This is a genomic window from Thermostichus sp. OS-CIW-20 (assembly GCF_054061455.1).
Map to the genome: position 1 here is coordinate 1 of NZ_JBSSEF010000031.1, position 12,859 is coordinate 12,859.

A 12,859-nucleotide genomic window follows, 5' to 3' on the forward strand; every position below is an offset into this window, starting at 1 on the left:
ACCGTTGAGGAGTTGAAGAAGTATGTCGAGCAGCAGGCAACGCCCAGATTGTGAGACTCAGGGGCATTGAACCCCTTCGTCTCACCGCCTATCCTCCAGCCCGCCAAGCTGCGCTGTGGCGGGAGTACCCCAGAGGTTCTGATGGACGCAAGCCAACCGCTCGCTTGAGAATACCCGCCTGGTGCTCTGGTACAGCTTTGGCTGCAACCATTTCCCCCGCACCGAAGACTGGCCGGTGATGCCGGTTAGCTACATCGGCTTTCTGCTCAAGCCGTTGGGCTTCTTCGAGTGCAACCCGGCCCTGGATGTGCCTCCTCCCCCCCCCAAAGAGCAAAAGCTGCTGTAGCTCATAGCTGCAGGGCTTGCCAGTTGGGCTAATCTTCCCCTTCTAGGATGCGGGGCACCTTGAAGAACATGTCAGCGCGGTCGGGAGCGTTGGCCAGGATCCCTTCGATATTGGGGTAGGGCTCCACTTGGTCGGGGCGAGTGGGCAGCTCCGCATCCAGCACATGAAAGGTGGGCTCTACCCCTTCCGTATCCAGTTCTTTCAGTTGCTCCACGTAGGCCAAGATATCGGCCAGTTGCTCGGTAAACTGGATTTCCTCTTCTTCCGTAAGCTCCAGCCGCGCCAGGTGGGCAACATGTTGCACCTCTTCTCGTGTCAGCATCCTTCCTTTCCGCCAGCAGGTTTGACTTCTGGTCAATCTAGCTGAACTGGGGTACTTGGGGGAAGACTCAATACAGCTCCAGGTTGGCGCGTCCCGTGGTCTTGAGCCAGTTTTGCGCCTCGATGTAGTTGTTGGGGGCAATGCGAATGGCGCGGATCCAGTATTGAGCCGCCTCATCGAACAGGGCCTCTGCCGTCTCCTCATCCCCGGCCTGCAGGCTCTGCTCGCCCTTGTGGTGCAGCAAGACGGCAATGTTGTTTAGGGCAGAACAGAGGCGGGGGTTCAGCTCCAGGGCCTGGTGGTAGTACTCCAGGGCTTTGTCCAGTTCGCCATTGCTCTGGTAGATCAGGCCCATGTTGTAGAGGATGTAGCTGCGGTCTTCGTCGTCTTGCTCCAGGGCCAGGGCTTCTCGGTAGTTTTCTAGAGCCTCGGCATATTCTCCCTCGCTCTGGGCCGCCATGCCGTCCCGGTAGTAGGCAAAGGCCTTCTTCTGCTCAGGACTCACCCCCGGCATCAGCTTCAGGATCAGGTCAGCCATGACGGTGAAGGTTTTGTCGATGAAGTTGTCGTTCTTCATGCTGCGCGGCATGATTGACCCCCTTAGAGCGCAGGACAGGGTATCTCTTCTTTGGGTTGTAGCATGCCTATGGGATCCCGTGCGTGGCCTCAAGCCGGATGCTGGCCGGGGCGAGAAGAAGCTGAGGGGCGCTTGCGCAGGCGTACAGGATGCCACTGCACGGTTTCGCCAGGGGAGACCTCCACCTCACAGGCCGTGTCGATGAGCCGTTGCGCCTGGGCTTGAGGGGTGGGATAGCGGGCCAGATCTGCATCCACCAGATGGGGGTGCTCCTGCAACAGCCGCACAAGGAACTCCTGCAATTCCTCGGGGGTGAGAAATTGCTCTGGCAGGCCCGGGATCAGCAGCACGTAGTGGTTGGCAGCACGCAGCAGTTCTGGCTCCGGGTCTGCCATGGTTTCGGGTTGCTGTCTTTCTTCCCTCATAAACCAACGGGTTGCGGCTCTCTTGATATCCTGAACAAAGACTTTCTTGGTTCTCGTCCTCCCTCTTGTTGGCGTTTGAGATCGCTTTTCCTATGGCCAAGCCGCGCACGCTTTCTGGAATCCAGCCCTCCGGCGAGTTGCACCTGGGCAATTACTTGGGGGCCATTAAAAACTGGGTGGCCGAGCAGGAGCGCTACGAGAACTTCTTCTGCATTGTGGATCAACATGCCATTACTGTGCCCCAGGATCCCAAGCTGCTGAGGGAGCGCACCCGTTCTTTGTTTGCTCTCTACCTGGCCTGTGGCCTCAGCCTGGAGCACTGTGTGCTGTTTGTGCAGTCCCACGTGCCCGCCCACACGGAGCTGGCCTGGCTGTTCACCACCATCACCCCTATGAACTGGGCGGAGCGCATGATCCAGTACAAGGAAAAAAAAGAGAAGCAGGGAGAGGAAACGAGTGTTGGCCTGTTCAGCTACCCGATTTTGCAGGCAGCGGATATTCTCCTCTACCAGCCCAAGTATGTGCCGGTAGGGGAGGATCAGCGGCAGCACATCGAGCTGTGTCGGGACATTGCCCGCCGCTTTAACGACCGCTTTGGGGAGGTGTTTGTGATCCCAGAGGCGCTGATTCGCCCGCAGGGGGCGCGGATCATGAGCTTGACCGATGGCACCCGCAAAATGTCTAAGTCGGATCCCTCGGATTTCAGCCGCATTCACTTGCTAGACGACCCCGACACGATCCGCAAGAAGATCCAAAAATGCAAGACCGACTCGATTCGGGGCATTGCCTTCGACGACCCGGCACGCCCGGAGGCCCACAATTTGCTGACGATCTACATGCTCACCTCCGGCAAAAGCAAGGAGGAGGTGGCGGCTGAGTGCGCCGAGATGGGATGGGGACAGTTCAAGCCCCTCCTCGCCGACAGCATTATCGCCACCCTGGAGCCCATTCAAAAGCGCTACCGGGAGCTCTCGAGTGACCCCGACTACCTCCACGGGCTGATGCGGGAAAATGCCGCCAAGGCCCGTGCCGTGGCCGAGCAAACCCTCCAAAAAGCGCGGGATGCCATGGGGTTTCTGCCCCCCTAGGAGAAGGCTCCCTTAGTCGGGTCGGCCATCGCGGATCTCGACGGTGCTGAACTCCAGGCCCAGCTCCGAGAGGATCCCTGGCCAGGCCAGGCGCAGGCGCTCCTGCCACTCCTGCCGGTGGTTGATGACATACACGCAGACCAGGGTAATGCCCACTCCCACCCATTGCACCGGCGTCAGGGTCTCGCCCAGGAAGGTACTGCCGAAGAGGAGGGCAAAGATGGGGGTGAGAAACGTGAGGGAGCTGAATTCGGTGAGATTTTCCTGAGAGGCGAAGTAGAAGAAGAGGGCGTAGGCCACGGCGCTCCCCATCACCGAAGCGTAGAGCAGGCCCAGCCAGTGGGCGCCGCTCAGGTGCTGCCATTGCTCGCTTTCTGTTAGCGCCGAGAGCAGGATCAAGGGCAGGCTGCCCAATACCATGTGCCAGCCTGTCGCCAACACCGGATCCGCCACCTCCGCCACCTTCGGCATCATCACGGTGCCAATGGCCATCGACAGGGAAGCCAGCAACATCCAGACCACGCCGGCCCCCACCTGCAGGGATCCTTCCCCGCCGAGGCCGATAAGGCTGATACCGACCACGCCCAGCCCCAGACTCAGCCAGCCCAGGGATCCCATCCGCTCCCGGTAAAACCAGGTGGCCATCAGGGCCACCGCCAGCGGCTGCGAGTCGATCAGCACGGATCCCAGCCCGGCGCCGGTCTCTCTCAACCCTTGCGCCAAAAATCCCTGAAAACAGGTGCCGTCCACCAGGGCAAAGGCCAAGACCCACAGCCACCCCCGCAGCCCCTGGGGATGCCAGGGCTGAGAGGCCGCAGAGGCCCGCCCTTGCCAAAGCCGAAAGGCTAAAACCAGGATCCCGGCTGGCAACAGCCGCAGAATGGCCATGAAGAGAGGAGTGGTCTCGGAGAGGGCATCTCGCATGGCCACCATCGCCGAGCCCCACAGGAAAAAAGGGGCGATCATCAACAGGCGTTGCCAGATAGGCTGAGGAAACAGGCCAGATTGCGCCATAGGTGCTTCCAACTCGCAGACAGAAATCAACCCTATGTTAAGCGCTGCGGCAGTTCGGTTACAAATCTTAATTACTGATCAATGATTGATGGGTGATGGGCAGCATGGGATCCCTGGAGGGCTTTCTCAACCTGGATAAGCCGGCCGGGCTCACCTCCCACGACTGTGTGGCGGTGGTGCGGCGGGTCTTGCGCACCCGCCAGGTGGGGCATGGCGGCACTTTGGATCCGGCGGCAACGGGAGTTCTGCCCATTGCCGTGGGGCGGGCGACGCGCTTTTTGGCGTTTTTGTCGGGGGACAAGGTCTATCGGGCCACCTTTCGCTTTGGGCAGCGCAGCGACACCGACGATGCCGAGGGGCAGATCCAGGTGGGATCCCCTTGTCCGGAGCTGAGCCGCGAGCAGGTGGAGGAATGTCTGCGGGAGTTTGTCGGCGAGATCTGGCAGGTGCCGCCTCTTTACAGCGCCATCAAGCGGCAGGGGAAAAAGCTCTACGAGCTGGCCCGGGCCGGGGCAGAGGCGGCAAAACTGGGGCTGGAGCCGCGGAGAGTAGTGATTCGACACCTGCAGATCTTGGGCTGGCGCTCTGGCGAGTTCCCGGAAGTGGATCTGGAGATCGCCTGTGGCCCCGGCACCTACATCCGCGCCCTCGCCCGCGACGTGGGGGAGAAATTGGGCTGCGGAGGCTTGATGAGCCGCCTGCGACGGCTGCAAAGTGGCCCTTTTCGCAGCGAAGAGAGCCTGCCCCTGGAGCAGTGGCAGGGATCCGCCGATCCCGCTGCTGCCCTGTTGCCGATTGAGTGGGGATTTCGCAGTTGGAACTCAGTATTCTTATCTCCGGCTGAGGCGCAGCGCTGGCGACAAGGTCAGGCCATTCCTCTGGATCCGGCTCAGGCCACTGCCGAGACCCTGCGGGTCATGAGCGGAGAGGGAGAATTTTTGGGCTTGGGGCACAGCCAAGCAGGTCAGCTCAAGCCGCTGCGGGTGTTGCTGCCGGATCCCTAGAGCGTTGCAGAAAAGTTACATTTTCGTAACAACATCTGCCATTGGCTGAGGAGAAGGCGGGAAAAAACCCCCCGCATGCTAAACTTCTGGGGGCAAGCGGGGAGCTCGGAGCGCTGCCGGTGTTGGGCTCTGGCTCGATTTTCCAAGGTTGGCCTTTGGACGTTGCCGGCAAAATTCTCATCTCAAGCTACTTTTACATAGAGTTACAGGAAGGGAGTTGGGGATATGCGGGATGCCGTAACCACACTGATCAAAACCTATGACCTGGCCGGCCGCTACTTGGATCGGAATGCCATGGACGCGCTCAAGGCCTTTTACGATTCGGGTCTGCGGCGCATCCAGGCCGTGCAGGTGATTAACCTCAACTCGGTGGACATTGTCAAGACGGCTGCTGCGGCCATGTTTGCCCAGGTGCCGGATCTAATCCGTCCGGGCGGCAACGCCTATACCACCCGCCGCTACGCCACCTGTTTGCGGGATATGGACTACTTCCTGCGCTACGCTTCCTACGCCCTGGTGGCCGCTGATACCAGCATCTTGGACGAGCGCGTCCTGGCTGGTCTGCGGGAAACCTACAACTCCCTGGGGGTGCCGATTGCCCCGACAGTGATCGGGATCCAGAACATGAAGCAGCGCACCCTGGAGCTGCTCGGCTCCGACGAGGATTACAGCTTTGTGGCCGAGCCCTTCGATTACATGAGCGCTAAACTCAGCGAAACCGACATCTAACCTACTCGTCGGCGTAGGGATTGGCCGGCACCGGTATTGGCTCCACCTGATCGGCCAGGATCACCAACTGAGGCTGGCCATCCCGTTGCTCCACGGCCATCCGCCCTTCCAGACGCAGCCAACTGTCCGGAGCCAGTTCCTCCGAGCGGGGCCAGCGCACCGGCAAGCCGACCGGGTAGGCATCGGCAGCGCAGCAACTCACCAAAAAGCGAGCGATGACAAAGTGGTCAGGTTGCTCGTCAGGAACGACGAACCCCTGCACCTGCACCGGCTGGCCTTCATAGGTATAGGGATCCGGGTAGACATCCAGGGTGCGCACCCAGTCCAGCAGGGTGCGCTGGCGTGGATCAATCTTGGGACGAAAAGCCTGCGGCTGGCTGCGAGAGGCACCCAAATAGGGAGATACCCCCCGGTTGAGGGCCGTCTGGCTGGAGAGGGGACGGGGCTCGACCCAAAACCCCAGCAGCGCCGTCAGGATCAAGAGCGCCGCCCCCAGGCGCGACCCCAACAGGGAGACATGGCTTTCCGAGGGCGCGACTTTGGCCCCCCGCCACCGGCCAATCCCCAGGCCCAGCAGGCACAGGCCGGCCAGCAGAGCCACGTTTACATAGGCGGGGTTAATCAACAGCAGCAGGGTGCCCCGCCAGCGGTAGACGATGAGCAGGCTCCCCAGGAGCATCAGCCCAGCAGCATCCCAATAGGCTGGGTTACCCCAGCCGAGCCAGGAGCGCGATCCCAGGCCAGCTCTAGTTGCTTTTGACCGTGCCTTGCCGCCGAGAGAGCCAGAACCACCTGCGGGCATGGGCTACCGCTTGCCTCCACAACTCCGAAGCTTAGTTTAGGGCAAGGGATCCCTGGAGCGGTTCTCTTGGCTTATGCTACTAACCATTGTTCAGAGACCCCCTTGCCGGTGTATCCTCAGGAGCGCGGCGGCAATCGCGGGGCAGCAAGTCGAGCAAACCGAGCCTGAACACTTGAGAAGATGAAAGCCATCCTCATGAGCGTGCCGGGTGGGCCGGAGGTTTTGCAACTGCAGGAGGTGCCCGACCCGCAGATTCGCGGCGAGCGGGAGCTGCGTGTCCGCCTCAAGGCCGCCGGCGTCAACCCCATCGACACCAAGCTGCGGCGGCGAGGCACCTTCTACCCCGAGGAGATGCCGGCCATTTTGGGATGCGATGGCGCCGGCGTTGTAGAAGCCGTGGGATCTGGGGTCAGGCAGTTTCGGGTTGGGGACGAAGTTTACTTCTGCCACGGCGGCCTGGGCAGAGAGGCGGGGAACTACGCCGAGCTAATCGTGGTCGATGAGCGCTTCGTCGCTCCCAAGCCCAGAACCCTCAGCTTTGCCGAGGCTGCCGCCGCTCCCCTGGTGCTGATCACCGCCTGGGAAGCCCTCTACGACCGGGGACGGCTGCAGGCCGGCCAAAAGGTGCTCATCCACGCCGGGGCAGGGGGTGTTGGCCATGTGGCCGTCCAACTGGCCCGTCTGCGGGGATGCCAAGTGGCTACCACCGTGAGCACGCCGGAAAAGGCCGAGTTTGTCCGTTTGCTGGGGGCCAGCTTGCCCATCTTCTATCGCCAGACCGACTTTGTGCGGGCCGTTCTGGATTGGACGGAGGAGGAGGGAGTGGATCTTGCTCTCGATACCCTTGGCGGCCCAGTGCTGGAGCAGACCTTCCCTGCCGTGCGCGTGTACGGCGATCTCGTGACCCTGCTGGCGCCAGCTCCAGAGACCGATTGGCGGGTGGCCCGCGACCGCAACTTGCGAGTGAGCTTTGAGCTGATGCTCACCCCTATGCTGAAGAACCTCATCGTTGCTCGGCAAAACCAGGCGGAGATCCTCCGGCAGTGCGCCCGCCTCATCGACCAGGGCCAACTGCGCATCCGGCTCAGCCACACCTTTCCCCTGGCCGAAGCGGCTGCCGCTCACCGGCTGCTGGAACAGGGATCCGTTTTGGGCAAAATTGCCTTAACCATCTCCGACTAGGCATGCTGGAGGAGGCCCTGCCCAGATCCGAGTCTATGGCCGCTCCCCTCACCCCTCACCTGTTGGAGAACGAGAGCTTCTACGAGAATGCCCTCTGCTGGCTAGGGCGACCGCAGACGGCCTATCGGCTGCTGAGCGAGGCGGTTTTTCCGGCCATCTCCTCTTGGGTGCGGGGAGAGGTGGACAGCTACTCCTTCAATCACTGGCAGCCGGAGGACGTGCGCACCTTTCTCTACCCGGTGGTGGCTCTGGGAGACCAGGAGACCCTTGTTCTCGCCAGCGAGGCCCTGCTCCTCTGCGGCAGTGGCAACTACTACAACCCCTGTGACTTGGCCATTGTGGTCTTCGTGCAGCAGCCCCAAGAGCTGTTCAGCCAACTGATGCAGCGCATCCGCCGCGCCGAGGCCATCATCACCCGCGGGCCGGAGGTGCGCATGCTCTCTGAACAGGTGAGCCTGGCCAAGCGGGGGCGAGACTACATCAACACTAAGTATCTGGTCTGGCCCTACGCCCTCTCTGCTGCCGCTCAAGATACTTTGGTTAAACAGGGGATCAGCATTATCCGTCTTTCACCGCAAGCGGCCGCCCTGCCCTTGGGAGACTAAGCTGAGGGCAATTTGGAGGAAAATGGGGATCCCTGACTTTTCCGTCTCCATCTTTATGGCCGATGCCCACCTGCCGCCGCTAATCCAAGCGATGTTGGATCCGGGGTTTTACCCCCATCCGGTGCGGGAGCCGATTCAGCTCGTCCAAACCCACATTTCCTACATTTTCTTGACAGGGAACTACGCCTATAAGGTGAAGAAGCCTCTGGATTTTGGCTTTTTGAATTTCACCACCCTGGAGCGGCGACGCTACTTTTGTCAAGAAGAGCTGCGCCTGAACCAGCGCGGAGCGCCAGGGCTTTATCTACAGGTGTTGCCCATTGTGCAAGCCGAGGGCCGGTTTCAGCTTGACGGCAGTGGCGAGCCCGTGGAGTACACCCTCAAAATGCGGCAGTTTCCTCAAGAGCAACTCTTTAGCAACCTCCTCGAGCGGGGGGAGCTGACGCCACTCTTAATGGAGGAGCTAGGACGGGTGGTGGCGGCCTTTCACGCCCAGGCGGAGACCAACGACTACATCCGCAGCTTTGGCCGGCCAGAGCAGGTGCGGCAGGCTTTCGACGAGAATTACGCCCAAACCCAGCGCTACATTGGCGGCCCTCAGACGGCAGATCAATATCGGGAGACCCAAGCCTACACGGATCGCTTTTTTGCCGAGCGACAGGAGCTGTTTTACCAGAGAATTGAGCAAGACCGCATCCGCGAAGGCCACGGGGATCTGCATCTTGGCAACCTCTGTTGGTGGGAAGGCCAGATCTTGCTGTTTGATTGCATTGAGTTCAACGAGGCCTTCCGCTTTGTGGATACGATGTACGACGTATCCTATGCAGTGATGGATCTGGATGCCCGCCATCGCCCCGATCTGGGCAACGCCTATTTGAACAGCTATCTGGAAGAGACAGGCGATTGGGAAGGACTCAAGATCTTGCCCATTTACCTCAATCGCCAGGCCTACGTGCGGGCCAAGGTCACCTCTTTTTTGCTAGACGATCCTGCCGCCTCGGAAGCTGCCAAAGCCAATGCCTTCCACACTGCCGCCCGCTACTACCGACTGGCCTGGGAATACACGCTGCCCAAACAGGGGCAGTTGTTTCTGATGGCCGGCCTGTCGGGAGCGGGCAAAAGCACGGTGGCCCGCCACCTGGCCCGACAGCGAGGGGCCATCCACATCCGCTCCGACGCCGTGCGCAAGCATTTGGCTGGGATCCCTCTGCGGCAGCGAGGGGGGCCAGAGGTGTATACGCCCGAGATGACCGACAGGACTTATCGCCGCCTGGTGCAATTGGGAGTGGAGTTGGCCCGGGAAGGTTACAGCGTGATTCTGGACGCCAAGTTTGACCGGCAAGCGCTGCGGGGCATGGCAATTGAACAAGCCCAACGGTGCCGGATCCCGTTGTGCATCCTCTACTGCCACGCCCCTGAACCTGTCCTCCGCGAGCGGCTGCAACGGCGAACGCTCCCTGCTTCGAGCCTGGGTGAGCCGCTGAACCTCGCCGACATTGCCGATGCCACCGCCGATCTCCTTGCCCAGCAGCAGGCGCAGTGGCAGGATTTTTCCGAGGGGGAGCGGCGCTTGCTGCAGGTTTTGGATACCAGCCAAGATTGGCAAGCGCAACTGCAGCAGATCTAGGTCTCGACTCCAACTGACCAAGGTTACCGGCAAAGCGCATGCTGCCGTTTCCGGGTTAGAGGCTGACCGCAGCCCCTGCTGATCTCAGGCGGCGGTCAGGTGAAGAGTTTTTCTCTGGGAAGAGAGTTGGGCAAGAATCGAGGCGGTGCAGGAGGAGACCCCAGTGAGCGAGGTAACGGCTGAAGATTTACGCCTGATGTTTCTGTTTGAAGGCTTTTCCCCTGAGGTGCTCGAGCCGCTGGCCCGCCAGATGTTGCTGCGCTCCCACCCTGTTAACCAGGCCATCCTGCTACAGAACGACTGGGGCAACGCCGTCTATTTCATCCTGGAGGGTTGGGTCAAGATTCGCACTCACGATCTGGAGGGCCGGGAGGTTACCCTCACCATTCTTGGCCCAGGGGAGATCTTCGGGGAAATGGCCGCCTTGGACGAGGCGCCCCGTTCCAGCGATGTGATTGCCCTGACAGCCACCAAGGTCTGCTCTCTGTCGGCCCAGAACTTTCTGGCCCTTTTGGCTGCCGATGCGCAGGTTGCCATCCGCCTTGCCCAGCTCTTGTCGCGACGTTTACGGCAGATCAACCGTCGCCTGCAATTGCGGGAGGCCAGCAGCGTCGCTCGCGTCGCCGATATCCTGCTCTTCTTGGCGGAGTCCCGCGGGCGGGTCGGTTGCAAGGGGGTAGAAATTCCCAATTTGCCCCACCGGGAGCTGAGCAGCTTGAGTGGCCTGGCCCGGGAAACGGTTACCCGTGTCTTGTCTAAGCTGGAGCAGGAGGAGCTGATCCGCCGGGATCGGCAGCGGGACATCCTCTGCATCCCCCAGATGGATGCCCTGGAAAAGCTAATTGGCTAAAGCGAGGGTTGCCACCTGTTGCCAAAAGCCCTCTTGGCATTCTAAAATGATAGTCCCAGAGCCGGGATAGCTCAGTTGGTAGAGCAGAGGACTGAAAATCCTCGTGTCACCAGTTCGAGTCTGGTTCCTGGCATCTGCCAATAACAGGTCAAGATGGGCTCAGGGCTGCAACCTGAGCCTTTTTGTTGCCGGGAATTCCCAGTTCTTGCCTTTTGCGAAACCGCTTCTGCCGGCTCTATGGCAAAAATTAGTTCTCGCGGCGCACAGCGCTCTCGTGCCACCTGCCCAGTATCTTGTCCGACAAAGCGCTCAAGGCCACAAAGATCAGGATCCCTAGGCCGGTAACCAGCACCAAGGCGGCAAACATGCGAGGCACCTGCAAATTAAAGCTGGAGATCAAGATTTGGTAGGCGATCCCGGCCCGTTGCCCACCGGTGCCGGCGACAAACTCCGCCACCACGGCCCCGATCAAAGAAAGGCCGCCGCTAATGCGCAGACCTCCCAGGAAGTAGGGCAGGGCACTGGGCAGACGCAAGTAGATCAAGGTTTGCCAGCGATTGGCCTTGTACAGTTGAAACAGGTTGAGCAGGTTGTGATCGACACTGTTTAATCCCAGGGTGGTGTTGGAGATAATGGGGAAAAAGGCGACAATCCAAGCGCAAACCACCATCGCAGCAAAGGTGTTGTTGCGCAGCCAGATGATGATCAACGGCGCGATGGAAACGATGGGTGTTGTTTGCAAAATCACCGCATAGGGAAAGAGGCTGCGCTCAATCCATTTGCTCTGGGCAAACAAAATCGCCAGCAAAAGCCCCGAGACTGTGGCCAAAAGGAACGCCACCACCGTAATTTGTAGGGTGATCAAAAGGGAAGGGAAAAGGGATCCCCACTCCCGCACCAGGGTTTGCGCCACCAAAATCGGCCCCGGCAATAGATAGGGAGGCACCCCCGTCAGCCGCACGGCCACTTCCCAGCCCACCAGAAAAAGGATCCCGACGATCCCAGGGGCAATCACGTCCAGGTTGAACCACTTGCGCAGATCCAACCCTTGCCCAGAGGTCGGCGGCGCAGAGCCAGGTACCTTAGCCGCATCGGTGGGTTGGGGCCTGAGTTGTTCTTCCACCGCGCTGCTCAGCCGAGGCAGCTCCCCATCCAGCCAGAGCCCAAAGGGGCGCTCTGGCGCGCCAAGCAGGGATCCCAGCCAGCGAGACAGCCAATCGAGAAGGAAACTGAAAGGACTCAGCATAGGGTAGGGGGAATCAAGGGGCTCTAACACCGGGAATGCTGCCAAAGGGGGATCCCGTCAGCCCAGCCGTCCGGCGGAGAGGGGGCGCAGGCAGGGATCCCGCTCCGTGTCGTGCATGGCCTCCCGCAAACGGGTCGCGACCTCCCGGCAATAGTCGTTGTAAAGGGGCGAGGTGCGAAACTCTTCCGAGCGGGGGTAGGGCGCCTCAATGGGGATATCCGCCACCACCCGCCCTGGGCGGGCTGCCATCACCACCACGCGGTTGGACAGATAGACGGCCTCGTAAATGTTGTGGGTAACAAAAATCACCGTCCAGCGCTTCTCCTGCCACAACTCCAGCAGTTCGCCGTTCAGCTTGCTGCGGGTGATCTCATCCAAAGCACCAAAAGGCTCGTCCATCAGCAACACCTGCGGCTTGGTTACCAAGGCGCGGGCAATGGAAGCCCGCATGCGCATACCGCCGGACAGCTCGCGGGGAAAATGGCGCTCAAACCCCCGCAAGCCCACCAGGTGGAGGGCTTCCAAAACCTCTCGATCGGCTTTTGGCCGAGGCTCACCGGCCAACTTCAGGGGCAGGCGCACATTGTCCATCACCGTTGCCCAGGGCATGAGGGCCGGCTCCTGAAACACAAAGGCCAATTTGGGCTTCCCTTGGGAGGTGTTTTGCCCCCACTCGATAGAGCCGGTGGTTAGGTCACCTAACCCTGCGATCAGCCGCAGCACCGTGCTTTTCCCACAGCCAGAGGGCCCCACCAAGCTGACGAACTGCCCCTCCTGGATGGCCATGTTCATGTCTTGCAAAGCCACCGTGCCATTGGCATAGACCTTGCTGACATGGTTAAGGGTAATGACAGGGGCGGGCATGGCTCGCGGTTCCTAGAGCAGAGGGCAAAGGGATCCCTTCCCAATCCAGAAAGAGAAGGGCGCACATTACCATTAAAACAACACTATCTGTCGCCTCTGCTGCGGTAGGCACAGCTACACCCCCCGACCTGGTTTCCAGAGAGTTTCTCGGGCAAAACTTGCCAGTTGCCAACCCTGG

General features: G+C 60.6%; 15 protein-coding genes and 1 tRNA gene. 9 read left to right on the forward strand and 7 right to left on the reverse strand.

What is annotated here, in order from left to right; translation table 11 throughout:
* Nucleotides 1-181 precede the first annotated feature (181 nt).
* Nucleotides 182-346 carry a copper amine oxidase gene (locus ACVWXC_RS10570; protein WP_414347897.1) on the forward strand — a complete coding sequence of 55 codons (165 nt, stop codon included), beginning with the start codon at nucleotides 182-184 and terminating at the stop codon, nucleotides 344-346.
* A 28-nt stretch (nucleotides 347-374) separates the two neighbouring features.
* Here ACVWXC_RS10570 and gatC read toward each other — a convergent pair whose 3' ends face one another.
* From gatC to ACVWXC_RS10585, 3 genes are all read right to left on the reverse strand, one after another.
* A complete protein-coding gene (gene gatC, locus ACVWXC_RS10575; RefSeq protein ID WP_011430197.1) occupies nucleotides 375-668 on the reverse strand; it encodes an Asp-tRNA(Asn)/Glu-tRNA(Gln) amidotransferase subunit GatC in 294 nt (97 codons plus the stop codon).
* 67 nt (nucleotides 669-735) lie between these two features.
* Nucleotides 736-1,257, reverse strand: a complete 522-nt coding sequence (locus ACVWXC_RS10580) for a photosystem I assembly protein Ycf3 (protein WP_011430196.1) — start codon at nucleotides 1,255-1,257, stop codon at nucleotides 736-738.
* A 77-nt stretch (nucleotides 1,258-1,334) separates the two neighbouring features.
* Nucleotides 1,335-1,640 carry a chlororespiratory reduction protein 7 gene (locus ACVWXC_RS10585; protein WP_099813191.1) on the reverse strand — a complete coding sequence of 102 codons (306 nt, stop codon included), beginning with the start codon at nucleotides 1,638-1,640 and terminating at the stop codon, nucleotides 1,335-1,337.
* Between the two features lie 122 nt (nucleotides 1,641-1,762).
* Between ACVWXC_RS10585 and trpS the strand changes: the two genes are divergently transcribed.
* Entirely contained in the window at nucleotides 1,763-2,758 is a 996-nt protein-coding gene (gene trpS, locus ACVWXC_RS10590; protein ID WP_011430194.1) for a tryptophan--tRNA ligase, read from the forward strand.
* Nucleotides 2,759-2,770: 12 nt separating this feature from the next.
* On the opposite strand, the gene ACVWXC_RS10595 is transcribed toward trpS, so the two are convergent.
* On the reverse strand, nucleotides 2,771-3,772 hold the full coding sequence (locus ACVWXC_RS10595; RefSeq protein WP_049749747.1) for a DMT family transporter: 1,002 nt from the start codon (nucleotides 3,770-3,772) through the stop codon (nucleotides 2,771-2,773).
* A gap of 95 nt (nucleotides 3,773-3,867) precedes the next feature.
* Between ACVWXC_RS10595 and truB the strand changes: the two genes are divergently transcribed.
* The gene (gene truB / locus ACVWXC_RS10600) at nucleotides 3,868-4,776 is read left to right on the forward strand and encodes a tRNA pseudouridine(55) synthase TruB (RefSeq protein WP_457392652.1); all 909 of its coding nucleotides are present in this window, start codon (nucleotides 3,868-3,870) and stop codon (nucleotides 4,774-4,776) included.
* Between the two features lie 225 nt (nucleotides 4,777-5,001).
* A complete protein-coding gene (gene apcB / locus ACVWXC_RS10605) occupies nucleotides 5,002-5,505 on the forward strand; it encodes an allophycocyanin subunit beta (protein ID WP_011430191.1) in 504 nt (167 codons plus the stop codon).
* Between the two features lies 1 nt (nucleotide 5,506).
* On the opposite strand, the gene ACVWXC_RS10610 is transcribed toward apcB, so the two are convergent.
* A complete protein-coding gene (locus tag ACVWXC_RS10610; protein ID WP_011430190.1) occupies nucleotides 5,507-6,184 on the reverse strand; it encodes a TIGR03943 family putative permease subunit in 678 nt (225 codons plus the stop codon).
* Nucleotides 6,185-6,487: 303 nt separating this feature from the next.
* Between ACVWXC_RS10610 and ACVWXC_RS10615 the strand changes: the two genes are divergently transcribed.
* The 5 genes from ACVWXC_RS10615 to ACVWXC_RS10635 all read left to right on the forward strand — a co-directional run bounded on the left by ACVWXC_RS10615 (nucleotide 6,488) and on the right by ACVWXC_RS10635 (nucleotide 10,704).
* Nucleotides 6,488-7,489, forward strand: a complete 1,002-nt coding sequence (locus ACVWXC_RS10615; protein WP_011430188.1) for a zinc-dependent alcohol dehydrogenase family protein — start codon at nucleotides 6,488-6,490, stop codon at nucleotides 7,487-7,489.
* A 35-nt stretch (nucleotides 7,490-7,524) separates the two neighbouring features.
* Nucleotides 7,525-8,094 (forward strand): hypothetical protein, encoded by a 570-nt coding sequence (locus ACVWXC_RS10620; protein ID WP_011430187.1) that lies wholly within the window; start codon nucleotides 7,525-7,527, stop codon nucleotides 8,092-8,094.
* Between the two features lie 55 nt (nucleotides 8,095-8,149).
* Nucleotides 8,150-9,721 (forward strand): bifunctional aminoglycoside phosphotransferase/ATP-binding protein, encoded by a 1,572-nt coding sequence (locus tag ACVWXC_RS10625; protein ID WP_011430186.1) that lies wholly within the window; start codon nucleotides 8,150-8,152, stop codon nucleotides 9,719-9,721.
* A 196-nt stretch (nucleotides 9,722-9,917) separates the two neighbouring features.
* Complete coding sequence (locus ACVWXC_RS10630; RefSeq protein WP_011430185.1) at nucleotides 9,918-10,571, forward strand: Crp/Fnr family transcriptional regulator; 654 nt, start codon at nucleotides 9,918-9,920, stop codon at nucleotides 10,569-10,571.
* Between the two features lie 60 nt (nucleotides 10,572-10,631).
* Nucleotides 10,632-10,704 (forward strand) — tRNA-Phe (locus ACVWXC_RS10635).
* Nucleotides 10,705-10,818: 114 nt separating this feature from the next.
* Here the strand turns inward: ACVWXC_RS10635 and ACVWXC_RS10640 are convergent.
* A complete protein-coding gene (locus ACVWXC_RS10640; protein WP_011430184.1) occupies nucleotides 10,819-11,616 on the reverse strand; it encodes an ABC transporter permease in 798 nt (265 codons plus the stop codon).
* Nucleotides 11,617-11,874: 258 nt separating this feature from the next.
* Nucleotides 11,875-12,681, reverse strand: a complete 807-nt coding sequence (locus ACVWXC_RS10645; protein WP_011430183.1) for an ABC transporter ATP-binding protein — start codon at nucleotides 12,679-12,681, stop codon at nucleotides 11,875-11,877.
* Between the last annotated feature and the right edge of the window lie 178 nt (nucleotides 12,682-12,859).

Coding starts and splice junctions, on each gene's coding strand:
- ACVWXC_RS10615 (WP_011430188.1), top strand. CDS start 6,488: ATGAAAGCCATCCTCATGAGCGTGCCGGGTGGGCCGGAGGTTTTGCAA.
- apcB (WP_011430191.1), top strand. CDS start 5,002: ATGCGGGATGCCGTAACCACACTGATCAAAACCTATGACCTGGCCGGC.
- ACVWXC_RS10580 (WP_011430196.1), bottom strand. CDS start 1,257: ATGCCGCGCAGCATGAAGAACGACAACTTCATCGACAAAACCTTCACC.
- ACVWXC_RS10610 (WP_011430190.1), bottom strand. CDS start 6,184: ATGCTCCTGGGGAGCCTGCTCATCGTCTACCGCTGGCGGGGCACCCTG.
- trpS (WP_011430194.1), top strand. CDS start 1,763: ATGGCCAAGCCGCGCACGCTTTCTGGAATCCAGCCCTCCGGCGAGTTG.
- ACVWXC_RS10595 (WP_049749747.1), bottom strand. CDS start 3,772: ATGGCGCAATCTGGCCTGTTTCCTCAGCCTATCTGGCAACGCCTGTTG.
- ACVWXC_RS10645 (WP_011430183.1), bottom strand. CDS start 12,681: ATGCCCGCCCCTGTCATTACCCTTAACCATGTCAGCAAGGTCTATGCC.
- truB (WP_457392652.1), top strand. CDS start 3,868: ATGGGCAGCATGGGATCCCTGGAGGGCTTTCTCAACCTGGATAAGCCG.
- gatC (WP_011430197.1), bottom strand. CDS start 668: ATGCTGACACGAGAAGAGGTGCAACATGTTGCCCACCTGGCGCGGCTG.
- ACVWXC_RS10630 (WP_011430185.1), top strand. CDS start 9,918: ATGTTTCTGTTTGAAGGCTTTTCCCCTGAGGTGCTCGAGCCGCTGGCC.
- ACVWXC_RS10585 (WP_099813191.1), bottom strand. CDS start 1,640: ATGGCAGACCCGGAGCCAGAACTGCTGCGTGCTGCCAACCACTACGTG.
- ACVWXC_RS10625 (WP_011430186.1), top strand. CDS start 8,150: ATGGCCGATGCCCACCTGCCGCCGCTAATCCAAGCGATGTTGGATCCG.
- ACVWXC_RS10620 (WP_011430187.1), top strand. CDS start 7,525: ATGGCCGCTCCCCTCACCCCTCACCTGTTGGAGAACGAGAGCTTCTAC.